Source organism: Streptomyces sp. PKU-EA00015 (assembly GCF_013387495.1).
Taxonomy (GTDB): Bacteria; Actinomycetota; Actinomycetes; order Streptomycetales; family Streptomycetaceae; genus Streptomyces.
Genome location: NZ_JABZEE010000052.1, coordinates 19,659 through 43,446, shown reverse-complemented (window position 1 = coordinate 43,446; position 23,788 = coordinate 19,659). Strand labels below are relative to the sequence as shown.

The following is a 23,788-nucleotide window of genomic DNA, read 5'->3' as shown; positions in this document are numbered from 1 at the left end:
CACCAGCCGACGATTCCGGCCGGCATGCTCACGGCTGGAGCGCGGCGGCGCGCAGTTTCTCGTAGTACGGCTGGTGGTAATCGCGGTAGGCGCGCAGCACAGGGTCCGCCTCGACCGCCTCCGCTCCGCCGCTCCTGACCCGCGTGAAGCCGGTCGTCTCGCTGGTCGACCTGTGCCACTTGCTGGTCGACTGCCATTCCGACCGCATGCCCGGCGCCCAGCTCAGCGCGTCCGGACGGAAGTCGATGCCCACCGCCGCGCAGTAGGCCCGCACGGTGCCCTCCGGCCGGTCGAGCAGATCGTCGGAGTCGATCACGACCGGCGTGCTGCCGGTGGCGGCCTGCACGGCCGTGAAGATCTCGTACAGCCGGGCGAAGCCGATCTCGTCGCGGCCGACGCCCGGGTGGAGCGCATGGTGCGACGCGATGGCCTCGGCCGGGTCTCGGATGATGAAGGTGTGGGTCGCCGCCGAGAGGAAGGACCCGTCGGCGAGAAGCGCCGGGTAGTGGAAGTCCGTGGTGTCCTTGAAGAACACCGGCGTCCTGGCCGCCATGGCCCGCAACGCCGCGAGCACGTCCCACTCGTTGTGCGCGACCGTGTCGCCGACCTCCACCTCACCGAAGTCGACGACCCGGGAGAACGGCTCGTGCACGACGGCACAGTCGCCCCGCTCGGCCATCATCCGCGCGAAGGCGGTTGAGCGGCAGCGTGGTGCGCTCCACAGAGCGAGCACCGGGATCCGCTCCGGTTGATGTACCACGTTTTCCCCCTCTTCCCTGCTGGCCGTAAACCATTGCGGCGGCGTTCGAATCAATTCGAGAGTGACACGATGGCGGCCCGGGCGAGGTAACCAGAATTCGCAAACCAAGGGACGAGAAGTCAACGAAATACGCCCCCGTGAATACTCTTGACGCGGACGCATACGGTGCCGGCGCACTCGTAGTTTCCTTTCCACGCGGTAGGCCGGTGTGCCGCCCTGTGAACCGGTGGCCCTAATACGGAGGTCATGTGTCAGCGGCATCAGAGCGCCCAAGTGGCCGCAAGATCGCCATACTCGCCAGCCGGGTCGGCGCGGACGAGAAAAGACTGTTCGACGCATTCGACCGGCGCGGTGTGCCCTTCGACCACGTCGACACGCGCCGGCAGTGGTTCCTGGCCGGCCGGTGCGACGTGCCGTGGACTCTCGCGCTGAACCGCGAGATAGGCCAGGTCCGCGCGGCATACGCGGCCCGCAGCCTCACCGCGGCGGGAGTCGAGGTGGTCAACAGCGCGGAGGCGACCGAGGCATGCGGCGACAAGTGGCGCACCACCATGGTCCTGGAGGCTGCTCGGGTGCCGACACCGCGCACCGCGCTCGGCCTCACTCCGCAGGCGGCGCTGGACGCCCTCGACTCCATCGGCTACCCGGCGCTGATCAAACCGCTGGTCGGCTCGTGGGGCCGGCTGGTGGCCCGGCTGCCCGACCGCGTCAGTGCCGAAGGTGTGCTCGAGTACGTCGCCGCGCTGTCCGGACCGCAGTCGCATCTCGGGTACGTGCAGGAGCTCATCGACAAGCCGGACCGGGATATCAGGGTGATCGTGGTCGGTGGTCAGGTGCTGGGCGCCGTCTACCGGACCAGCGAGTCCCTGCGTACCAATGTGGCACTCGGCGGACAGGCCCGGCCGTGCGAGGTGACACCGGAGATCGCCAAGCTATCCCTCGACGCGGCCGCGGCCGTCGGCGCCGAGATCGCCGGTGTCGATCTGATCGAGGACCAGGACGGTCGGCTGCTGGTCCTGGAGGTCAACCACCGGGTCGAGTTCACCGGTTTCCAATCCGCACTCGGCGATCGGGTCGATGTCGCGGGCCTCGTCGTCGACCACCTACTGGAACGGGCGCAACGATGAACTGGGCGTTCACTTCATCCGGCACCGTCACCGAGACGTACGCCGCCGGACTGCTGCGCAACATGCTGGAGATCCCCTCCTCCTCCTATCAGGAGCGGGCGCTGGCCGACTACTTGGCCGATGCGATGTCGGACCTGGGGTTCGAGGCGCACATCGACGGCGTGGGCAATGTGATCGGCGTGACCGAGCGCGGTGCCGGCCCGACCCTGATGCTCCTCGGGCACATGGACACCGTCCCGGGCCATGTCCCGGTCCGCTCCGAGGACGGACGTCTCTATGGCCGAGGCGCGGTGGACGCGAAGGGACCGCTCGCGGCGATGATCTGCGCGGCGGCCGGGGCGGTGGACTTCCCCGGCCGGATCGTGGTGATCGGCGTCGTCGAGGAGGAGACCCCGCAGTCCCGTGGAGCGATGGCGATCCGGGCCACGCACGACCGGCCGGATGCGCTGATCATCGGCGAACCGAGCGGCTGGTCCAGCGTGGTGCTCGGCTACAAGGGCAAGCTCGACCTGCGCTACACCGTGAAGTGTCCCGCCACGCACCCGAGCAACCCGGTGCCCAAGGCGTCCGAACTGGCCGTCGCGTGCTGGCACGCGCTGGTCGAGCTGCTCGGGCCGGACGCGAGCCACGGCGTGTTCGACCAGCCCGGCGCGACCCTGTGCCGGCTCAACGGCGACCTGACCACGGCGACGGCGGACCTCAGCGTCCGCACTCCACCGGAATTCGACGTCGACGGGTTCGTGCGCGAGCTGCGTGAGCGTCTGCCGGCCGGTGATCTCGACGTGCTGAACTCGGTGGCGGCCTGCCGAGTGGGACGGGCCGACCCTGCTGTCCGCGCGCTGGTGTCCGGTATCCGGCGGCTGCACGCCCAACCGCGCCTGGTGGTGAAGACGGCCACCTCGGACATGAACACGCTCGCCGAGGCCTGGGACATCCCGATGGCGACCTACGGGCCGGGCGACAGCAGTCTCGATCACGCCGACGACGAGCACATCGTGCTCTCGGACTACCAGCGAGGCATCGACGTGCTGACCGCCGCCATCTCGGAGTTGGCACACCTGCCCGTGCGCCCGGACGGCCGGGTGGCCGACGCACCACCGCGCGTTAGGAGTCTCAGGTGACAGACATGGCCCAGCGCCTCGCCGCGTTGCCCGCTCAGCGCCGCGCACGGTTCCTCGCCCGGCTCAGGGAGCATGCGGAGGTCGTGGCGAGGCGTGGCCCGACGTCACGCGGTGACACGGGCCCGACGCCGCTGTCGTACGAGCAGGAGTCGCTCCGGTTCTTCCCCCACCCGGCAACGGGCGTCCCGCGCACCCCGCTGTGCCTGCGTCTGCAGGGTGAGCTGGACGCGAAGGCGTTGCACTCGGCGCTGTCCGCGGCCGTGGCGAGGCACGAGGCGCTGCGGACCTCGATCGCGCAGCGCGAGGGCGGCCCGATGCAGGTCGTCGTGGCCACGGTCCCGGTCGAGATGCCGGTCCTCGAAGCGGAGGGCGAGGACCACGGGCAGAGGCTGGCCGCGGCTCGGGCACTGGTCGAGCGACAGGTCGCGAGCCCGTTCGACCTGAACCGCACGCCGGTGTGGCGCGCGATGCTGGTCAAGGTGGCGCCGGACGACCACCTGTTCCTCTGCGACGTGCCCGCCGTCGTCTGCGACGCCTCGTCGCGTGACCTGCTGCTGCGCGAACTCGCCGAGTCCTACCGGTCGTCGCGCGAAGGTGACGCACCGCGGCTGCCCGACCTGCCCGTGCAGTACCCGGACTACGCCGTGTGGCAGCGCGACCGCCTCGGCGGCGGCCGGGACCGGCTCGCCGCGTACTGGCGCGACAAGCTCGCAGGTGCCGAGGTGCTGGAGTTCCCGACCGACCGGCCCCGGGGCGAGACGCGGACCCGCGCGGGCGGCAGAGCCGACTTCACCATCGGGCACGAGGCGCTGGAGCGGGCGGAGGAGCTGGCCCGGCAGGAGGGCGCGAGTCCGTTCGACGTCCTCGTCGCCGCCTTCTTCACCCTGCTGCACCGCTACACCGGCCTGGACGACCTGGTGATCGGCTCGCCCGAGGCGACCCGGCGGCACGACGAGGTGTCCTCGGTGATCGGACTCTTCACGGACATGCGGGTGCTGCGCGCGGACCTCTCCGGTGACCCGACCTTCCGCGCACTGGTCCAACGGGTCGGGCGTGTGACGCGCGAGGCGTCCGAGCACGGCGGTCTGCCGTTCGGCGAGCTGGTCGCCGCGGTCGATCCGGTCGTCGACCCGTCGCGCCCACCGATCTTCCAGATCGTGTTCGGCGTGGAGCACGCGATCCCCCCGGCGGACTTGTCCGACCTGTCCGTCTCACCCGAGGACGTCCGGACCGGCACCACCCCGTTCGACATGACCTGGACCCTGGTGGAGCAGCCAGATCCCGGCGCCGATCCCCACCTCGCCATCGATTTCGACACGGACCTGTTCGACGCCAAGAGCATCGCCAGGTTCGCCCGGCACTACGACGGACTGCTGCACACCCTGACCGCGACCCCCGACGCCCCCCTGTCCGCCGCCGAGATGCTGAGCCCGGCGGACAAGGAGTTCCTGGCCCGCGCCGCCCAGGGACCGGTGCGCCCGATACGCGAGTCCACCGTCGTGGCCGAATTCGAGGCACGTGTCCAGGAGTCCCCGGACAGCGTGGCGGTCGTCGTCGACGGCGTCGCGACCAGCTACGCCGAACTCAACGCCGGAGCGAACCGACTCGCCGCCTTGCTGCGCCGGCGCGGCGTCGACCCGGGCGCACGGGTCGGCCTCTGTCTGAGCAGGAACGTGGACGTGCCGACCGCGATGCTCGCCGTGCTCAAGACCGGCGCGGCCTACGTGCCGCTCGACCCGGCGCATCCCCCCGGGCGGGTGGCGGAGATCGCCGCCGACGCGGACCTGCGGGTGGTGATCGCGCACGCCGGGGCCGACCGGGCCCTGAGCGAGGTCCACGTGCCCGTCGTGACGCTGGACGACGTCCGTGGGGCACTGGCGGCGCTGCCCGATCACAACCCCCCGCTCGCGGCACGGCCCTTCGACGTCGCGTACGTCATCTACACCTCCGGCAGCACCGGCAAACCGAAGGGGGTACTCCTCGAGCACCGCGGCCTGGTCAACTTCGTCGACTCCACACGAGAGCTGTTCGACCTGACACCGGCCGACCGGGTGCTCGGGTTCGCTTCGATCACCTTCGACGTCTCTGTGTTCGAGACGTTCTCGGCGCTGCTGACCGGAGCCCGTCTCTGCCTGGCGACCGACGAGGAACGGCTGTCCGTCGACCGGCTCCAGTCGCTGATGGAACAGGCCCGCGTCACCGTCATCGACCTGCCCCCGACCGTGATGCCGCTGCTGGAGCCGGAACGGTTCACCGACCTGCGGATCGCGTTCGTCGGCGGCGAGGCGTTCAGCGGTGAACTGGTGAACAGGTGGAACCCCGGCAGGCGGCTGTTCAACGGCTACGGACCGACCGAGTGCACGGTGACGATGATCGTCGAGGAGTGCCCAGGTACCTGGGACGCCTCGCCGCCGATCGGCCTGCCCATGACCAACCATGTGGCGCACGTGCTCGACCGCGATCTGCGCCAGGTGCCGACCGGCGTACCGGGTGAACTCGTGATCGGCGGCGGTGGTCTGGCGCGTGGCTACCTCAACCGGGACGAGCTGACCGCCCAGAAGTTCATCGCCGATCCCTTCGGCACCGCGCCCGGTGGGCGGCTGTACCGGACCGGGGACCTGGTGAAGCGGTTGCCGGACGGACGCCTGGTCTTCCTCGGCCGGATCGACCAGCAGGTCAAGATTCGCGGACTGCGGATCGAACTGGGCGAGGTGGAGTCGGCGCTGACCGGCTTCGACGGGATCGGCCCGGTCAGCGTACGGGCGTGGACCGACGACAAGGGAGTCAAGCACCTGGTCGGTTATCTGACCGGGGTCACCGAGCAGCAGGCACCGGCGGTCCGCGAGTATCTGGGCACACTCCTGCCGTCGTACATGATCCCGTCGTACTTCGTGGTCCTCGACGAACTTCCGCTCACCAGCAGCGGCAAGGTCGACTGGCGCAGGCTGCCCGCGCCGGACCTGAGCCGTGCGGGCGACGGGTACAGCGACGAGTCGCTCACCGCGACGGAACGCGGGCTGCTGCGTGAGGTGCTCGCTCCCCTGCTGCGCGACGACCGGATCGGCGTGCGCGACGACTTCTTCCTGGCAGGCGGCAACAGCCTGCAGGCCGTCCAGCTGATGTCGGCGATCAACCGCAGGTTCGGAGTGGAGATCGCGCTCGGCGACTTCTTCGTCTCGCCCACCGTCGCGCACCTGGCCGCCACCATCGACGCCGTGCGCGCCGCACGGGGCGATGACGACGGCGATCCGCTCGACGCGTTGGAGAGCCTGTCCGGGCAGGAGGCCGCCCGGACCGCCGCGCCGGGTGAGGACCGGCCACCGGTGGTGATGCGTGCGTCGGGTCCGGCGCAGGCCATCCTGCTGCACCCGTCGGGCGGTGAACTCTTCTGCTACATGCCGCTAGCCAGGGCACTGCGCGAGGACATCGGTGTGACCGGTTTCGCCGCCGATCCACGCGACGCCTCCGTGGCCCCGCGGGACGGACTGGCGACGACCGCCGCCAGGATCGCGCAGTCCCTGGTCGAGAGCGGCCTGCCTCGGTCGTGTTGCCTGGCCGGCTGGTCCTACGGCGGTGTGCTCGCCTTCGAGGTCGCCCGGCAGATCGAGCAGAAGACCGGAGAACAGCCGCCGGTGGTTCTGCTGGACGCCGCCTACGACGAGGACTCCGTCCCCCTCGACGAGGAGACGGTGCGGCAGCGCTTCGTGCACGACGTCGCGAGGCTGACGGGGCGCGACGGCCCTAGGGTGCGCGCGGTCCTCGACGACCCCGCCGCCGACGTGGCCGACGTCAGAAGGCAGTTGACCGGCCTCGGCGTCGAACTGGAACTCACCGAGGCGGAGCTGACCGCCCGGTTCGAGACGTTCCGGTTCTGTGCCCTGTCCATGCAGGCGTACCGCCCGCCGGGCCCGTACGGCGGACCGGTCACCGTGCTCACCGCCTCAGCTCACATCGCCATGGAAGAGCAGTGGCGGACGGTGTGCACGGGCCCGTTCCGGGCCGAAAGCGTGCCCGGGGACCACTACACCCTTTTCGCAGAGCCGGCGTTGAGCCGGGTCGTCGCGGCGATCGAAGAGACGCTCGCCCCTTGAGGAGACGTACATGCGGTTCGGATTCACCGAAGATCAGCAACGGTTCCGGGCGGACGTGCGAAAGACTTTGCGTTCCGCCGAGGTACGCGCCGCGGCGGCGGAGGCCACCGGCGCGGACGGTGTCGAGCCGGACGCGCGTCCGCTCTACCGTATGCTCGGAAAGCTGGGCCTGCTCGCCGTGCACTGGCCCGTCGAGTTCGGCGGAGAGGGCCGCCCGCTCACCGACGCCGCGATCGTCGCCGAGGAACTGGTGCACGCGGGAGTGCCGGACACGTTCCACGTCAACACCATCCAGATCGTCGGCCAGTTCCTTCTGATGGCGGGCAGCGACGAGCAGAAGCGCCGGTACCTGCCCGCGATGGCCCGCGGGGAGAGCTTCGCCTCGGTGCTCTACACCGAACCGGACGCGGCATCGGATCTCGGTGCCCTGCGGGCCGTGGCCGAACCCGACGGCGACGGATACCGGATCACCGGCACGAAGGTGTTCAGCCTCAAGACACGGTTCGTCGACCTCGGGCTGTGCGCGGCCCGTACGACGCCGGGTGCCGGGAAGTACCAGGGCATCAGTCTGTTCCTGGTCGACATGGGCGCTCCCGGTGTGGCGGTGTCGGTGATCCCCGGTGTCGGCGACGAGCACTTCCACCGGGTGGACCTCGACTCGGTCCCGGTGTCGGGCGACGACCTCCTCGGTCCGCGCGACGAGGGGTGGCCGCTGCTCAACGAGGCACTGGCCATCGAACGCACCGGGCTCGACTACTACCTCAAGGCGGAGCACTGGCTGCAGGCCGCGCTGGACGCACTGATCGACAGGGCCCCCGACTCTCCGCACGACGACCGCCTCGAGCAGATCGGCCGCTGGTACGGCGCGCTGACGGCCGACCACGTCCTCGCCTGGGAGGTCCTCACCGGCCTTGCGTCGGACCAGGTCGACCAGGTCTCGACGGCCGTCGCCAAGTACCACAGCAGCGAACTCGCCCAGAGCATCGCGGTGTGGGCCGCCGGCATTCCGAGCCCGGAGCAGCGGGCGAACCGCACGAGGGCGGCTGTGACCCTGGACTCCGCCTACCGGGAGGCGCCGGGGCTCACGCTGTCGGCAGGGACCTCCGAGGTGATGCTCCAGCTCGTGGCCGCCGCGTTCGACTCCATCGGACAGGAAGAGCACTGAAATGGACCTCACCCCCGATCCGCTCGTCATCCGGTTGCGCAAGGCATTGCGTACGGGTCTGGCCGGCGTCCCCGCCCGGATCGAGCTGCACGGCCCGCCGGTGACCGACGGACCCTCCGGTCCGACCCGGGCGGTGCTCGACGCGCTGGGCGCGGCCGGCTTCGAACAGCCGGCCTCCGCCGGCGGCCTCGGCCTCGGCCTCACGGCCGGGGTGCTGGTCAGCGAGGAGCTCGGCCGCGCGGCCTGTGGCAACTCCTACCGGGCCGACGCAATGGCTGCCGACATGAGCGGTCCGGCAGGCGCGGCGCTGGCGGGGCTGGAGGCGCTGCCGGTCGGCAGTGCGGTCACCGCGACCCCGCGAGCGGGTGGCTGGGAGCTGACCGGTGCGGTCACGGTCGACGACGTGAACGTCCGCACGCTTCTGGTGGCCACCAGGACAGGCGGCGAGTCGGTGCTTGTCGCGGTGGGGCGCGAGGCGGCCGGCTGCACCACGGAGAGCGGGTGCTGGCCGCCGGTCGCCCGGTTCGAGGCCACGCCGGTCACCCCGGCGGACGTGGTCGGGACCCTGGACGACTCGCCCACGGGTCCGCTCACGCGGGCGCGGCTGCGGCAGGCTGCCTACCTGCTGGGCATCGCCGACGGCGCGCACCGGATGGCGGTGGAGTACGCCGGCTTCCGGCAGCAGTTCGGCACCCGGCTACGTGATCTGCCCGCTGTCTCCTTCCCGTTGGCGCGTGCCCTGGTCGCGTTGCGCGCGACCAGGGCAGCGGTGTACCGGGGCGCCTGGTCGGTCGACTTCGAGCCGGACGCCGTCGGCACCGCGCCAGTCATGGCGCTGGCGATGGCCGCCGAGACCGCGCGCGACGTCGTGCGGCTGAGCATGCAGAGCTGCGGGGTGCGCGCGATGACGTCCGAGCTGGGCCTGCACCGGCACTTCCGGCTGGCCGCGGCCGAGTCCGCCCGGTACGGCGATCCCGCCGCGCTGTGGCGGATGGTCGGCGCCGACCGCATCCGATCGGCCCGGCGCGCCGCGGTCGGCGGGAAGCCTCCGGTCGCGGCGACCACCCTGGCATAGCCGGTCAACTGGCACGCAGGCCCCCCGGCGACAGCACCCTCTCGTCGCCGAGGGGCTGTCCGGTCGAGTGGATGAGTCCGGTCCTGTAAGCCAGTGACACGAGCTCGGCGCGGTCGCGGACGCCGAGCTTGGTGCGCACTCGGTAGAGATGGGTACGGACCGTGGCCTCGCCGATGACCAGTTCGCTGGCCACCTCCTCGGTGGACATGCCCAGCGCCACCATTCTCGTCACCTCCCGTTCCCGCCGGGTCAGTTCGGTCACCTCCGGGCACGTCTCGGCCTCCTGGGGCTCCGGCTGCGCGCGGAACCAGGTGACCAGACGCTGCGCGATGTCCGGCGCCAGCATGGTCTGTCCGGCGGCTGCCGCCTGGATCGCGTTGATCAGCTCCTGCGGACTCGCGTCCTTGCCGAGCAGGCAGCTCGCGCCGGCGTGCAGCACGTCGCTCACCGTCTTGTCGGTGTCGGCCGCGGTGAACACGACGACGTTGGGAGGCTCGTCCTCCTTGCCGAGCCTGCGGATCATCTCGAGGCCGGAGATGGTCTGGAGGTTCAGATCCGTGACCACGACGTCGGGCCGCGTGGTGCGCACAAGGACGATGGCTTCCATGCCGTTGTGTGTCGTGCCGACCACGTCGATGTCCGGCACCGCGTCGAGGAGGGTCTTCAGACCGTCCGCGATCACGGGCAGCTGGTCGCAGATGAGCACCCGAATGGTCATTGTGTTCCCCCTCAATAAGGACAGGCGAGCGATGCGAGGCCGGACGGGAGGGGCGCAACCAGTGGTTGCGGCCCACTCGCTCAGCCGTTGCCGTTGTTGTCGCCCGGCCCGAGGACGATCGTGTCCGTCACGGGGGCGGAGGCGACGGTCCGCTGCTGGACCGTCTTCTCCGGCGCGGCGGCGGCGGAGGAGGCCGTGAATCCCCCCAGAACCGCCCCGAGAGCGATGACGGAGGTGGCGGCGACAGGGGCGAAGCGCATGAGTGAACTCCCTTTGGAAAGGATGGCCTTTTCGATGGAGCTGATACTTCCGATCTGTCTTCCCTGCTCGTTCCCCTCTGGATACCCGCCAGATCCCCGAGTGGTGGGCCGAACGACGCGCAGGTCTCAACGTGCGGTATCGGGCACCTTCATGAGGGAGAAGAGGTTGTCCGCTGCCGAGCGGTGCTGCCGGGCCATCTGCGAGTGCCCCTGGGCCTCGGCGGTACGGCCGAGACCCCACAGCGCGCACGCCTCGTCGTAGCGCAACTCCATACGGCAGGCGATCTCGTGGGCCAGCAGCTGCTGGGCCTGCGCCATGTCCAGGTCCCCCTGCGCGTACCGCACGCGCCCGACCGAGAGGTGCACGGTGGCACGGTGGATGTCGTCGGTGCTGCTGGTGGCCTTGGCGAGTGCGTGGTCGGCGCTGTCCGCCGCCTCCTCCAGCTTTCCCATGCGCACCAGCACGTCCGCTCTGCGGGCGAGTACGAGCGGCAGCACCGAGGGCATGCTCATGCGCTGGCACCGTTCCAGCGCCGCGTCGGCCCAGGCGAGCGCCTCCTCGAAGCGGCCGAGGTGCTCGATCGCCTGGGAAAGATTGCTCAGCGCGTCCACGGAGAGCTGTACCTCCTTGATGGAGTCGAAGATGGCCACCGCCCGCTCCGCCGCCTCCGCCGCCTCGTCGAACCGCCCGAGCCGCACCTGGACCAGGCTGAGCGTGCTCAGCGACGAGCCGTCGAGCCGGGTGAAGCCCAGCTCCTGCGCACGCGCGTTGGCCTCCTGGCAGAGCTGCAGCGCGCGTTCCAGCTCCCCCATGCTGCTGCACGCCTGTCCCAGCCGGGCCCGGCACTCCGCCTCGCTGTGCACGTCCCCCATCTGCCGGGACAGGTCCATGGCTTCCTCCAACCGGGCGACCGCCTCGCTCAGCTGCCCCAGCCGCCACTTGCCCATGGCCAGATTCATCAGGTTCAGCCGGGTCAACGACCGGTCCCCGAGCCGACGCGACGCGCTGACGCCCTTCTCCAGCGCCGCGTTCGCGCTGGCGTCGTAGGCGCGGATGCTGGAGTGGAAGCCCAGCTCACGCGGCAGCCGCGCGGCGTGCCACAGCAGTCCCTCCTGATACGCGGCGTCCACCGCCGCCAGCAGACTGTCGCGGTGCTGGTCGAGCCACTGGAGCGCCTTGTCCTCGTGGTCGAACTCGTCCGCGCGGGCTCCCTCGTCGCGGTCGCCGAAGTTGCGCCGGCCGGGGAACAGCGTGTCGCAGGCGCGTCCCGCCGTGTTGAGGTAGTGATCCATCAGTCGCCGCACCGCCTGCCCGTCCTCCGGTGCCTTCTCGCCCTGTGCGACGCGTTGCACAAAGCTGCGCACCAGGTCGTGCAGCGCGTACACCCCCGGCTCCCTGGCCTCCAACAGCCGTACGTCGACGAGTTCTTCCATCACGTCCTCGGCCGTCAGGACGTCGGTGTCCAGCAGTGCGGCGGCTTCTCCGGCGTCCAGATAGCGTCCGGGGTGGTGCCCCAGAAGCCGGAAGGCCGTTCGCTGTTCCTTGGGCATGGACTGGTACGACAGCAGCAGCGCGCCCGCCACTCCCCGGCCCTCGCTGGTGAGTTCCTCCAGGCGCCGGTTGTGGTCCCTCAGTCGTTCGACGAGTCGCTGGACGGTCCAGTGCGGACGGTTCGCCAGCCGGGCGGCCGCGATCCGGACCGCCAGCGGGAGTCCTCCGCACAGCCGCAGCAGCTCACGGGCCGCGTCCGGTTCCTTCTCGACGCGTGCGGCGCCGAGGGTGTTGCGCAGGAGCTGGTGGCTGTCCAGCTCTGGGAGGGCGCCCACGGAGAGCCACTCGGCGCCGTCCAGTCCGGTCAGCCGCGGGCGGCTGGTGATCAGGACCAGGCTGTCGGACGAGGCGGGGATCAGCTCCCGCACCTGCTCCGAGGCGGCGGCGTTGTCCAGCACCAGGAGCATGCGACGGCCCCGCATGTAGGACTGCCACCGCGCGGCGCGTCCGGCCGGTACCGCAGGCAGCTCCTCGCTGGGGATGCCGACGGCGGCGAGCAGGTCTCCCTGCGCCTGGAACGCGCTGAGCGGCGTCTGGCCCGGCGTGAAGCCGTGCAGGTCGATGAAGAGACTGCCGTGCGGATACTGCTCGGCCAGTTGATGGGCGGCCCGGATGGCGAGGGCCGTCTTTCCGCCACCGCCCATGCCGTCGAGGGACAGGACCGTCGGCGAGCCCTCCGGGGCACGTCGGGCCGCATCGCAGATCCACTGCAGCTCCATGCTGCGGCCGGAGAAGTCGGGCACGTCGAACGGCAGCGAGTGCGGAGTCTCGGTCACCTGGTGCGGGACACGGGACGCGGCTCGTTCCGGGCGGGTGAGCGACGGGTCCTGGCGCAGGATACGTTCGTGCAGCGCGGTCAGCTCCGCGCTGGGGTCGATGCCCAGTTCCTCCGCGAGGTGCTCTCGGGCGCGGGCGAACTCGTCGAGCGCCGCCGCCTGTTGGCCGGAGTGGTAGAGGGCGAGCATCAGCCGGCTCCGCAGTGTCTCGCGCAGCGGATGCTCGTCGACGAGGACACGCAGCTCGCCCGTGATCCCGGCGGCCTCGCCCGCGTCGATGCACAGACCGTAGAGCTGCTCGGCGGCGGTGAGCCGCTGCTCCTCCAGAGCCGTCGAGGCGGCGTCGACCACACGGCCGCCGGAACCGGCCAGCACCGGCCCTCGCCACAGCGCCAGCGCCTCACGCAACTGTGCGACGGCCTGCTCCGTCTCCCCGGCGTCCAGCGATGCCCTGGCCTGTCGCAAGAGCTCCTGGTAGCGCAGCAGATCAAGTTGCTCGGTGTCGACGACCGCGCGGTATCCGGGCCCGTCGGTGACGATGATGTCGGGGCCGTGCGGAAGACGGCTCCGCAGTTTGGCAACCGTCTTGCGCACCTGGTGCTCGGCGCTGTCCGGTGGTTCTTCGTTCCATCCGGCCGCCACCAGACGGGAGACGGGCACGACGCGCCCGGCCTCCAGAAGCAGCATCACGAGCATGCGCCGTTGCAGAGTCCCGCTGACCGGGATCAGTTCGCTGCCGCTGCGCACTTCCAGAGATCCCAGAACGGCGAATAAGGGTCTTGGACTTGTCTCGTCCTCGTGAACCTTGGCTGTGGCGGCCTGCACCTGCCCTCCCCCCGTCAGCGATGAGATTGGACATACGTCGCCGCTAGCGTAGATCATCTCGCAGAGGGTGCGCAGGAAAATGCAACTGTCCGGCGGCGCGTCAGCGGGTGGCCGGCCGGATGTCGGTCACAAGGTCCTGTCGCGCCTTGGCGACTCGTTCGCGGGTGACCTCCGGTGTGTCCCCCTCGACGACCACATAGGCGCGCCGGGCGTGCGGATCGCCGACGGGCGCGACCCGGTCTCCGACGGTGTACGGGAAGCGGGCCCCACGGACCCACGGGGTCACGGCGATGTCCTCCGTGCCGGTGTACGTCTCCAGCCGCCCCGCGGGCAGCAGGAAGAAACCGACCTCCGCGTAGCAGGAAGCCCTCGGCACGACCGGGCGGCTGCCCAGAAGGCCCCTGAAGACCGCCGCCTCCAGGTCGAACCCGCGCGCGATCTCGAAGAGCAGGGGGATTCGGTCGGTTCCCGGGCGCGCTCGGCAGGACACGATCCGCGGCCCGTAGGGCAGCAGTGCCACCTGCGTGTGGGCCGGGCCGAAGCGGTATCCGCTCGCCGTCAGCCGCTCCTCGACCACCGCCCCGATGATCTTCTGCTCGTCGTCGGTCAACGGCGCCGGGTGGAGGTGTCCCGTCACGAAGAAGTGCGGTGGCCCGGTGGTGCGTTGAGCCGTCATCCCCAGGACATGATGGGTCCCGTCCACGGTCAGCGTCTCGACGCTCACCCTGGGGGCCTCCGCGGGGGCCCCGTCGTCCGCCTCGCCGGCCCGTAGCCGTTCGTACACCGCCGGGGGGTTGGGAGACAGGCCCAGCCGCCATGCCTCCCGGACCACCGGCAGGACGGAGCTGCCATGTCCGCAGTGCAGCACGGCGTCGACGCCATGGCTCTGCGCGGTGCGCGAGATGGTCTCGCGCAAGCCGGTCTCATCGGCGAAGTCGGTGATCAGCAACTGCTCGCTGAACTCTCCGACGCGCGGCGCGAAGTCGGCCTCAAGCTGCGACGGATCCCAGACCGACCAGATGCGGAACCCCAACTCGCTGCCTTTTCGCACAAGTTGATGATCCGGCATCACCAGGAGCAGTCGGAACTGCGGGCTTCTTGGGGAGTGTGCACACATACGCGCCACTGTGCTGTGCGGTCTTCCCGCCCTGTTCCCCTTCTCTTCCCCACCGGGCCGCCTCGGCCGCCGACGGCTCGGCGCCGGCGGATCCGCACGATGTGACGTACGGGCTGGGGCCCGGAGCAGGTAAGCGAGGTGCGCAGCGGCAGCGGAGCAAGGTCAACGCACCGCGTACCGACGGATGAACCTCTCGCTGACGCGCAGGGCGCCGGGGTGTCCGTAACGTCCGTCATGCTCGTCGGCGCACGGCCGGCGCAAGTCGCCACGCGTCCACCGGTGACTCCCTTTTCCTGCTGCGGACTTCTCGCTGAAACAGGTGTACTTCTGTGCTCGAAAATTGGGTAGTGAAACCTGTCCGTCTGCCGCTCATTCGCCGTCGCTGCCACGTGTGCTCGTCCGACACCTTCCGGACAAGCGGTAAATTTCGCATCAACGCGAACCACAAACTCATTGACGTCTGGCTCCTCGCTCTCTGCACGTCCTGCGGGGAGACCACGAAGCTCACGGTCATGGAACGGATGAACGTGCGATCCGTACGTCCCGAACTGCTGGACCGACTGCATGACAACGACGCCGACCTGGCGGCCGAGCTGCTCCAGGACCCGGTCATGCGGCGCCGCAATCGCATCGACCTCGACTGGGCGGACGCCTGGCGCCTCGACACCCACGGATCGGATCACCTGGACCGCGAGGTAGTAGACGTCTCCGTCCGCTTCGCGGCGCGGATTCCTGTCCGGCCGGCGCGACTGATCGCTGAGGGATGCGGCCTCTCGCGGGCCGAGGTCGAGAAACTGATCACGGACGGGAAGCTTGTCTCGGCCGTCCGGCTGCGCGGCAAGCTCTCCGACGACTTCACCTTCACACTCAAGCGTTGAGCCCCCGTCGGCCTTCCACGACGGGCTGGGTATCGTCGCGGAGTAGTGGGTAGCATCGCCGGCATGGCGCTGCGACCTGCTCACGTGATCATCAAGGCACTCGCCCCCGCAGCGGTCGGCCGGTTCTGGGCGGAGGCGCTCGACTGGCAGGCCTACTCCCCCGGCGTGACCACCTACGTCGGACCCGCCGGCGGCCTGGTCTGGCCGCACCCGGTGGTCGTCGGCATCGATGTCGTTCCCGTCCCGGAAGCCAAGACCACCAAGAAGAACCGTGTGCACCTCGATCTCGCCACCCGCTCCGAGGCCCATCAGGCGGAACTGGTCGCACGGCTGAAGGCTCTCGGCGCGACGCCCGCCGACGTGGGTCAGGGCGAAGTGCCATGGACGGTACTCGCCGACCCCGAAGGCAACGAGTTCTGTGTGCTCGAGCCTCGGGAGATCCATCGGGACACCGGGCAGATCGCCGCGGTGGTGGTCGACTGCCTGGATCCCCGGGCCATGGCCCGCTTCTGGGGCGAAGCGATGGACTGGACCTTGCACGAGGTGACCGACGAGCGCGCGGTGCTGCGCTCCGCCAAGGATGTCGGCCCGTACTTCACGTTCCTCCGCACGCCCGACGCGAAGGTCGTGCCGGACCGCGTCCATCTCGACCTGCTTCCGTACCCCGGGGACGACAAGGAGGCGGAGGTGGCCCGGCTGCGGGCCCTCGGCGCCACCGACCTCGACGTCGGCCAGGGCGACGTCCCCTGGACATGTCTGATGGACCCCGAGGGCCACGAGTTCTGCGTTCTCGCCCTGTCCTGACGCGGATCCACGGTCACGGTCGCAACGGGACAAGGTCGTGACCGGTGGGCCGGCGGGCGCTCGGCCGTGGACGCGCGTTCCGGGCCCCGGACGGCCGCCTGACCGTCACGGGGCTTCGGGAGCGTTACCGGCGCCGCTGGGCGAGGACGCAGAACTCGTTGCCTTCGGGGTCTGCCAGTACGACCCACGACTGGTCACCCTGCCCGATGTCGACATGCCGTGCGCCGTGGGCCAGCAGCCGGGCCACCTCGGCCTCCTGGTCATCGGGCCTGAAGTCGAGATGCAGTCGGCTCTTGGCCTTCTTGCTCTCGGCGAGCCGGACGAAGTCCAGCCCCGGCAGGCGGTCCGGAGCCGGGCGGATCTCGAACTCGTCATCGGAGGAGTGGACGACGACCCAGCCGAGTGCGTCCGCCCACCACTGCCCCAAGGCCTCCGGGTCTGCCGAGTGGACGATTACCTGTTCCCATTCCAAGGTCATGCGCCGAGCTTAAGCACGCCACGCGCCGTAGACCATCGAACCGGGCTCATGCGCGAGAACGTGCCCCGCACCAGGCGCGGCGTGACACCTACTGGTCCTTGCCGGCGAGCGCGGCCGCCAGGACAGGCCCGAGCTGGGTCAACGCCGAGGGGCGCATCATCCGCAGATGTGTGGTGGCGATCTCGTGGGTCGTGATGCGGCCGCCGATGTGCGGACGCCATTCGTCGGCCAGTGCGTTCGGTCCAGCCGTGCACAGCAGCAGATCGCCGCCGAACCGGCCGGGGGTGAAGCGGTCACGCAGCCGGCCGCTGTGCCCGACGGTGGCGTTGATTCGGGCGATCGTCTCCTCCGGCAGGCCGGCAACGCCGATCTCCTCCGCGAGTGCCTCGTCGAGCGTGTCGTCGGCAAGGTCCTCCGCCTGCGTGCCATCGGTCTCCGCGGCCACCGGCGACACGTCCAGAACGGCCAGCAACGCCACCTCGTGCCCTTCCTGTTCGAGTTGGACCGCGATCGCGTGCGCGACCAGGCCACCGAACGACCAGCCGAGCAACCGGTACGGTCCACTCGGTTGCACCGTGCGGATGCGGCACAGATAGTCCGCCGCCAACTCCTCGATGGTCTCCGGCAGGTCGGACTCGCCGCTCAAGCTCGGTGCCTGCAGTCCGTACAGCGGCGTCTGCGGATCCAGGTGGTGCAGCAGACCGGCGTAGGACCAGCTCATCCCGCTGGACGGATGAATGCAGAACAGCGGTGGCTGACTGCCGTGCCCGCGCAGCTCGAGCAGTACGTCATGGGCTTCGCCCTCGGTGGTGTGACCCGCGATCAGCCGCGCGAGCGCGGCCGGTGTCGGTGCCTCGAACAGGGCGCCGACTCCCAGCTCCACTCCCAGCGCGGTCCGCACCCGGCCCACCAGACCCGTTGCCACCAGCGAGTGCCCACCGAGGTCGAAGAACCCGTCGTCCGGACCCACTTCCTCGATGCCGAGCACGTCGGCGAACAACGTGCACAGCACCGCCTCCACCGGTGACCGAGGGCGACTGGCCGACGCGTCGAACGTCGGGGCGGGAAGCGCCCGCCGGTCCACCTTGCCGGTGGGCGACAACGGGAACTCCGCGGAGACCATGACCACCGCGGGCACCATGTGGGCGGGAAGGTACTGAGAGACGAACTCCCGTGCCGCCGCACCCAACTGTGACGGGTTCACCGGACCGGCCGACCTGGCCGGCGTGACATGCCCGACCAGGCACGGCTCGCCCCGGCCGTTCGTGCCGGCGACGACCACCGCGTCCGCCACACCACGGCACCGGGCCAGCGCCGACTCGACCTCGCCCAGCTCGATCCGGAACCCCCGGATCTTCACCTGGTCGTCCATCCGCCCCGAGTACTCCAGCCCCCAGCGCCCCCAGCGCACGAGGTCGCCGGTCCGGTACAGCCGCTCGCCGGCACCACCGAACGGATCCGGCACGAACCGGTCGGCCGTCAGCCCTCCACGACCCCAGTAGCCCCATCCCACGCCCATGCCACCCACGTACAGCTCGCCCACCACACCGGGCGGTACCAGGTTCAGCCCCTCGTCCAGGACATAGCACCGAACGCCGGGGAGCGGCCGGCCGACCAGGCCGGTCACGGCCGTCCGGTCGCGGTCGAGAGCGGCGTGCGTGACATGCACGGTGGTCTCGGTGATGCCGTACATGTTCACCAGCTCGGGCTTGCCCGGATCGTGCCGCTCGTACCACTCCTCCAGCCTCGCCAGGTCGAGCGCCTCGCCGCCGAAGACCACGTGACGCAGGGCCAGTTGTCCGGAGGTGACCTGGTCCTCGGCATCGGCTCGCGCCAGCTCGTAGAACACCGACGGGGTCAGGTTGAGTACGGTGACCCGCTGGTCGGCCAGCAGCCGCAGGAAGTCCGGCGCGGACCGGGCGGTGTCGACCGGAACCACCACCAGCGTGCCGCCGTGGAGGAGCGCGCCCCACAGCTCCCAGACCGAGAAGTCGAACGCGTAGGAGTGGAACAGCGTCCAGACGTCGTCCTGGCCGAAGTCGAACAGGTCGCGTGCGGCGGCGAACAACGCCATGACGTTGGCGTGCGCGACGACGACTCCCTTCGGCCGTCCCGTCGACCCGGAGGTGTAGATCATGTAGGCGGCGTCGCCGGGATCCCGCACGACCGGCGGAGCTCCGTCAGGGGCGTCCGCCAGCCGGGCCGCCACCGCCGGATCGTCCAGCAGGATCACGGGGTTCCCGGACCCGGGCACCTCCAACGTGCCGACGACCACGACCGGGTCCGCGTCCCGCACCATCCACGCGACACGTTCCTCGGGATAGCCCGGATCCAGCGGCAGATAGGCCGCGCCGGTCTTCAGCACGGCGAGCAGCGCCACCGGCAGGTCCACGGACCGCGGCAGGCACACCCCGACGAACGCGCCGGGGCGGGCGCCGGACCCGGCCAGCAGGTGGGCCAGTCGGTTCGCCCGGCTGTCCAGTTCCCGGTAGGACAGTGAGCGTTCACCGCACACCACCGCGGTGGCGTCCGGTCGTCGGCGCGCCTGCTCCTCGAACAGGTCGATCAGGTTCGCAGTCATGAGTGAAGACGCTCCCTTTTCCTCGGCGCCGGATCGGAAGAAGCACTGAGCCGCACCCAGGTGGCCTCCGCCCGGCCGAACTCGGTGCCGTCGGGACCGAACAGTGCGCTGGCCACCCGCGCGGTCCGTCCGACGGTCGCGATGTGCTGGGCCACGACGATCGTGGGCTCGCCGGACGGTGGGACCGCGTGGACGCGCGCGGACATCCTGCCGAGCACGTACGGAGAGCCGCTCTGGTCGAGGGTCCAGCCGCCGGGGCAGTCCAGCACGGCCCACAGGGTGTCGAGGTCCGGGTCGTCAGGGGTCCAGGTGCACGCGACGACACCCGGAAGATCGTCCACACCCCCAGGAGTCAGGTGCAACGCGGCCGAGTCGGTCCTGTCGGTTCCGCACACCAGGCACGACGGGAACGGGTGCGCCCTCAACCCCTTGAAGTGCACGCTCGCCCGTTCCGCGGCGGAGACGGTGACGAACGGCGCCACCGCCCACTCGTCGTGCCTCGCGGCGGAAACCGTCGCGACGAGCTCGTCCTCGTGCCAGACGAGTGCACGCCCGCGATGCGCGTGGACGGTCAGCTCGGTGTCGAGCGGTGGGGCGGCGTGCAACTGGACCACCCCGGCCGTCCCGACCACGCCGGCGGCGACCCTGGCGAACATCCCGCACGCGTATCCACCGTTCGCGCTGCCGGTCGGGCCGTTGTGGGTCCGGGCGATCCGGCAGGTCCGCACGTCAGTCATCCGAGGCCATTCCGTCGGTGAACTGCGTCAGCAGCGCGGCCGGGGCTTCGAGGAACGTGTGATGCACGCCCGGCAGCACCACGCGGTGGACCTTCTTGGAGTACTGGTCCCACCCGCTCATGCGCTCGGGAGCGACCTCCTGGTCGGCCGACCAGCCGATCGCGGTGATCGAGGTGTCAAGGAGCACAGGCTCGGCCGGATGGTAGGCCTTGTTGGCCTCGACGTCCGCTCTCAGCACCTCCGTGACGAGGTCCAGAAGGGTGTCGTCGAGCTCGCTGTCGGTCAGCGCGACCAGCTCCGCGCGAAGTTGCTCGTCCGTCATCGTCAGGTAGCTGCCGTAGGGACCCTCGTGTGGCGCGACCTGGGAGGAGCAGAACAACCGCCGTGGCATGGGCAACCCCTCGCGGTGCAGCACGGCGGCGATCTCGAACGCGATCAGCGCGGAACTGCAGTGCCCGAACAGTCCGAAGGGACGGTCCATGACCGGCAGCAGCGCCTCGACCACGTCCTTCGCGAGCTGTTCGTAGGTCCCGAAGTGCGGCTCCCGCAGCCGGTTCTCCCGGCCCGGCAACTGCACCGGGCAGAGTCCGGTGTCGCCCGCGACGTCAGGCCACCGGCTGAACATGGAAGCACCCGCGCCCGAGTAGGGCAGACAGAAGATCCGCGACGGAGTCTCCGGCAGCGGCCGGGGCAGCCACCTGCGCAGGGGATCAGCCGATCCGTTCGTCATGGCCGTACTCCTCGTGCCGTCACCGGCAGGCTGGTGTATCCCGCGATGAAGTTCGACCGCAGCCGTACGGGTTCGCCGACGACCTCGATGTCGGTGAAGCCGGTGAGCAGCTCGTGGAACAGGACTCGCAGCGCGATCCTGGCGACGGTGTGCCCGACGCAGTAGTGCGGGCCGACGCCGAAGGCGACGTGCTTGTTGGGGCGCCTGCGGATGTCGAACGTGTCGGGCCGCGCGAACACGTCCTCGTCCCGGTTGGCCGAACTCAGCCACGCGACGACCGCGTCGCCCGCGTGCACCGTGACGTCACGGATCCGCACGTCCCGCGTGGCGTAGCGCATGAAGTGCTGCGCGGGCGAGGACCAGCGCAACGCTTCCTCCACCCCGCTCACCAGTAGGTCCGGATGCGCCGCCCAGTCGGCCAGCACGTCTGTGCCGGCGAGCTCGAGCAGTGCGGCGCTCGGTGGCTGGGCGGTGGTCACGTTGGCGCCGAGCAGCAGGCTGTAGCAGTTGGACACGATCTCACCCGGCGTGAGCCTCGCCCCGTCGACCCGCATGCCGAGGAGCAGGCCGATCAGGTCGTCGCCGGGGGCGGCGTGCCGCTCCTCGACCACGTCCTGGAAGTAGGCGAACAGCTCGCGGTGTGCTCTGACGAGTGTCCTTTCCGGACCGCCCGGGCCGACGAAGGCCGGGTCGTCCGGCGCGATGGACGCGCCCGTCAGCCGGGCCAGCTCGGGCCAGTCCGACCGGGGAAGCCGCATCCAGGAACCGATGACCGCCATCGGCATGGCCGCCATGGCCGCGGCGAAGTCGAACACGCCGCCGTCCTTCATGGGGGCGAGCAGTTCCCGGATCAGGGACCGGATGCGCGGCAGGTCGCGCTCCACCTCCTTGACCGACAGGGCGCGCTGCAACGGTTCCCGCAGCCGCGCGTGCCGGGGCGGGTCGGTGACCGCCATCTGCCGGCCACCGGCCGGGTCGCCCTTCCCGAGGAGGGTGAGCAGCGATCCCTTTTCGGAGGTGAACGTGGTGTGGTCGCGCAACACGTGCTGTACGTCGTCGTACCGGGTCACGGACCAGAACCCGTCGTCGCCGACCGGATGCCAGCTGACCGGCGCCTCCCGTCGCAGGGTGCGCCAGACGGCGTGCATGTCCGTGGTGGCGAACGTGCTTGGTTCGAACAGGTCTCTCCCCGGGTCGGCGTGCATCGGGCACCGGGCCGCCTCTACGGCAACGGTCATCGCTGCGCTCCGCTCCGCATGGCGGTCTCCAGCTGCTCGCCGAGCTCGCCAAGGGTCGGCTGTAGGTAGAGGACTCGCGCCGGAACCGTGACGCCGAATTCCGCCCGCACCGCGCCGAGCAGTTCCGTGGCGTTCAGCGAATGGCCGCCGAGGTCGAAGAAGTCGTCGTCGGCGCCGATCGGCTGCACACCGAGCACGCCCTCCCACAGCTCGGCCAGGCGGTGCTCCACGTCGGTCCGCGGCGCGACGAACTCGTTCGACACGTTGCGTGTCATCAGGTCCGGCACCGGCAGCGCGCCACGGTCGATCTTCCCGTTGCTGGTCAACGGCAGGGTGTCCCGCACCAGGACGGCCCACGGGATCATCGGCGCCGGCAGGGTCGCACGCAGCTGTCCGCGCAGTCGCTCGCCCCAGTGCGGCGGTGGCACGTCCTCCGGTACGACGTAGGCCACCAGTCGTTTCGTGCCGTCGGCGGTGGTCCGCACGACGACGGCGGTCCGGCTGACCCCTGGCAAACGGTGCAACGCGGTTTCGACCGCACCCGGCTCGACCCGGTGGCCGAGGATCTTGACCTGGTCGTCGACCCGACCGACGAACTCGTAGGCGCCGTCGGGCCGCAGCCGGACGATGTCGCCGGTGCGGTACATCCTCGCCCCTGGCTCGGGCGTGAACGGGTCGGGAAGGAATCGGTCGGCCGTGGCACCCGGCTGACCGAGATAGCCGAGAGCGAGTCCGGCTCCCGACACGTACAGCTCGCCGCAGGCCCCTGCCTCGACAGGCTGCAGTTCGGGGTCGAGGACCGCTGTCCGAGTGCCGTTGACGGGCGTTCCGATCGGAATCGTGTCGAGGCGGTCCCCGGCAGCGGCACTGGTCGTCCAGGTAGTGGTGAAGGTCGTGTTCTCGGTCGGACCGTATCCGTTGGTGAACGTGATGCCCGGATGCTCCGCGAGCAGACGCGCGACCGGACCTGGCTGGATCACGTCGCCGCCCGCGACTAGGTGACGCACGTCGGCGAACGCGCCGATGTCGTGCGCGACCATCTCGTGGAACAGGCCGGCCGTCAGCCACATCACGGTCACGCCGTGCTCACGTACGGTTTCCGCCACCCTGTCCACGGTCATCCGGCCGGACGGCGCCACCACGAGGTGGCAGCCGTGGGTCAGCGGTGCCCAGATCTCGAAGGTGGAGGCGTCGAACGCCAGGGGAGCCGCCTGAAGGAACACGTCGTCCTGGCGTACGGTCATCCAGTTCATGTCCGTGACCAGTCTGAGAACCGCGCGGTGCGGGACCATCACGCCCTTCGGCCGCCCGGTCGAGCCGGACGTGAAGCTGACGTAGGCGAGGTCGTCGGCGCTGGTGGCCGCCGGGGTGCTGGAGGACCCGCCCACGGCGGACGGCGAGAGCGTGGTGAACCCGCTGGGCACACACCCGCGCAGCTCGTCGTCCGCCACGACGAACTCCACGCCGGCGTCAGTCAGCAGGTCATTCCGCCGCTGTGGCGGGTCGTCGGGGTCGACCCCGACGTAGGCGGCGCCGGCACGCAGGATCGCCAGCAGCGCCGAGATCATCCGGGTGGACCGTCGCATCAGGACACCGACGACGTCACCCGGCCGGACGCCGGCCGTCGTCAGCGCGTCCGACAACTGGTCCACCCGGCGAACGAGCTGGTCGTAGGTCAGGGTCTCGCCGTCGAACGTGACCGCGGGAGCCGAAGGATTCCGAAGAGCCTGCCGGACGACGCGTTCGTACAGCATT

At 70.3% G+C, this 23,788-nt stretch carries 18 protein-coding genes; 7 read left to right on the top strand and 11 right to left on the bottom strand.

The window, feature by feature from the left end; genetic code table 11:
* Positions 1-28 precede the first annotated feature (28 nt).
* Complete coding sequence (locus HW130_RS28700) at positions 29-760, bottom strand: sulfotransferase family protein (RefSeq protein ID WP_177152656.1); 732 nt, start codon at positions 758-760, stop codon at positions 29-31.
* Positions 761-1,008: 248 nt separating this feature from the next.
* Between HW130_RS28700 and lysX the strand changes: the two genes are divergently transcribed.
* Genes lysX through HW130_RS28675 form a run of 5 tightly spaced genes read left to right on the top strand, consistent with a single transcriptional unit; the run spans position 1,009 to position 9,339 of the window.
* On the top strand, positions 1,009-1,887 hold the full coding sequence (gene lysX / locus HW130_RS28695; protein WP_177152655.1) for a lysine biosynthesis protein LysX: 879 nt from the start codon (positions 1,009-1,011) through the stop codon (positions 1,885-1,887).
* Positions 1,884-3,008: a M20/M25/M40 family metallo-hydrolase gene (locus tag HW130_RS28690; RefSeq protein WP_177152654.1), complete on the top strand. Its 1,125-nt coding sequence runs from the start codon at positions 1,884-1,886 to the stop codon at positions 3,006-3,008. The genes lysX and HW130_RS28690 overlap by 4 nt, the downstream gene beginning before the upstream one ends.
* A gap of 5 nt (positions 3,009-3,013) precedes the next feature.
* Positions 3,014-7,099, top strand: coding sequence for a non-ribosomal peptide synthetase (locus HW130_RS28685; protein ID WP_177152699.1), 4,086 nt, complete (start codon positions 3,014-3,016; stop codon positions 7,097-7,099).
* Positions 7,100-7,109: 10 nt separating this feature from the next.
* Positions 7,110-8,264 carry an acyl-CoA dehydrogenase family protein gene (locus HW130_RS28680; protein ID WP_177152653.1) on the top strand — a complete coding sequence of 385 codons (1,155 nt, stop codon included), beginning with the start codon at positions 7,110-7,112 and terminating at the stop codon, positions 8,262-8,264.
* A 1-nt stretch (position 8,265) separates the two neighbouring features.
* Complete coding sequence (locus tag HW130_RS28675; RefSeq protein ID WP_177152652.1) at positions 8,266-9,339, top strand: acyl-CoA dehydrogenase family protein; 1,074 nt, start codon at positions 8,266-8,268, stop codon at positions 9,337-9,339.
* Between the two features lie 4 nt (positions 9,340-9,343).
* On the opposite strand, the gene HW130_RS28670 is transcribed toward HW130_RS28675, so the two are convergent.
* The 4 genes from HW130_RS28670 to HW130_RS28655 all read right to left on the bottom strand — a co-directional run bounded on the left by HW130_RS28670 (position 9,344) and on the right by HW130_RS28655 (position 14,521).
* Positions 9,344-10,057 carry a response regulator transcription factor gene (locus tag HW130_RS28670; protein WP_177152651.1) on the bottom strand — a complete coding sequence of 238 codons (714 nt, stop codon included), beginning with the start codon at positions 10,055-10,057 and terminating at the stop codon, positions 9,344-9,346.
* Positions 10,058-10,137: 80 nt separating this feature from the next.
* The gene (locus tag HW130_RS28665) at positions 10,138-10,317 is read right to left on the bottom strand and encodes a hypothetical protein (protein ID WP_177152650.1); all 180 of its coding nucleotides are present in this window, start codon (positions 10,315-10,317) and stop codon (positions 10,138-10,140) included.
* Positions 10,318-10,443: 126 nt separating this feature from the next.
* Entirely contained in the window at positions 10,444-13,392 is a 2,949-nt protein-coding gene (locus HW130_RS28660) for a BTAD domain-containing putative transcriptional regulator (RefSeq protein WP_309140609.1), read from the bottom strand.
* A 178-nt stretch (positions 13,393-13,570) separates the two neighbouring features.
* Positions 13,571-14,521 (bottom strand): phosphoribosylglycinamide synthetase, encoded by a 951-nt coding sequence (locus HW130_RS28655; RefSeq protein ID WP_309140608.1) that lies wholly within the window; start codon positions 14,519-14,521, stop codon positions 13,571-13,573.
* A gap of 395 nt (positions 14,522-14,916) precedes the next feature.
* Between HW130_RS28655 and HW130_RS28650 the strand changes: the two genes are divergently transcribed.
* Positions 14,917-15,465, top strand: coding sequence for a DUF1062 domain-containing protein (locus HW130_RS28650; protein ID WP_177152649.1), 549 nt, complete (start codon positions 14,917-14,919; stop codon positions 15,463-15,465).
* Between the two features lie 63 nt (positions 15,466-15,528).
* Entirely contained in the window at positions 15,529-16,269 is a 741-nt protein-coding gene (locus HW130_RS28645; protein ID WP_177152648.1) for a VOC family protein, read from the top strand.
* A gap of 124 nt (positions 16,270-16,393) precedes the next feature.
* Here the strand turns inward: HW130_RS28645 and HW130_RS28640 are convergent, their stop codons facing one another.
* From HW130_RS28640 to HW130_RS28615, 6 genes are all read right to left on the bottom strand, one after another.
* Positions 16,394-16,747 (bottom strand): VOC family protein, encoded by a 354-nt coding sequence (locus tag HW130_RS28640; RefSeq protein WP_177152647.1) that lies wholly within the window; start codon positions 16,745-16,747, stop codon positions 16,394-16,396.
* Positions 16,748-16,835: 88 nt separating this feature from the next.
* Positions 16,836-19,328: an amino acid adenylation domain-containing protein gene (locus HW130_RS28635; protein WP_177152646.1), complete on the bottom strand. Its 2,493-nt coding sequence runs from the start codon at positions 19,326-19,328 to the stop codon at positions 16,836-16,838.
* Positions 19,325-20,065, bottom strand: coding sequence for a hypothetical protein (locus tag HW130_RS28630; RefSeq protein WP_177152645.1), 741 nt, complete (start codon positions 20,063-20,065; stop codon positions 19,325-19,327). The genes HW130_RS28635 and HW130_RS28630 overlap by 4 nt, the downstream gene beginning before the upstream one ends.
* Positions 20,058-20,795, bottom strand: coding sequence for a thioesterase II family protein (locus tag HW130_RS28625; protein WP_177152644.1), 738 nt, complete (start codon positions 20,793-20,795; stop codon positions 20,058-20,060). The genes HW130_RS28630 and HW130_RS28625 overlap by 8 nt, the downstream gene beginning before the upstream one ends.
* On the bottom strand, positions 20,792-22,033 hold the full coding sequence (locus HW130_RS28620; RefSeq protein WP_177152643.1) for a cytochrome P450: 1,242 nt from the start codon (positions 22,031-22,033) through the stop codon (positions 20,792-20,794). Before HW130_RS28620 ends, HW130_RS28625 begins: the two co-directional genes overlap by 4 nt.
* Positions 22,030-23,787 carry a non-ribosomal peptide synthetase gene (locus HW130_RS28615; protein WP_177152642.1) on the bottom strand — a complete coding sequence of 586 codons (1,758 nt, stop codon included), beginning with the start codon at positions 23,785-23,787 and terminating at the stop codon, positions 22,030-22,032. Before HW130_RS28615 ends, HW130_RS28620 begins: the two co-directional genes overlap by 4 nt.
* Position 23,788 lies beyond the last annotated feature (1 nt).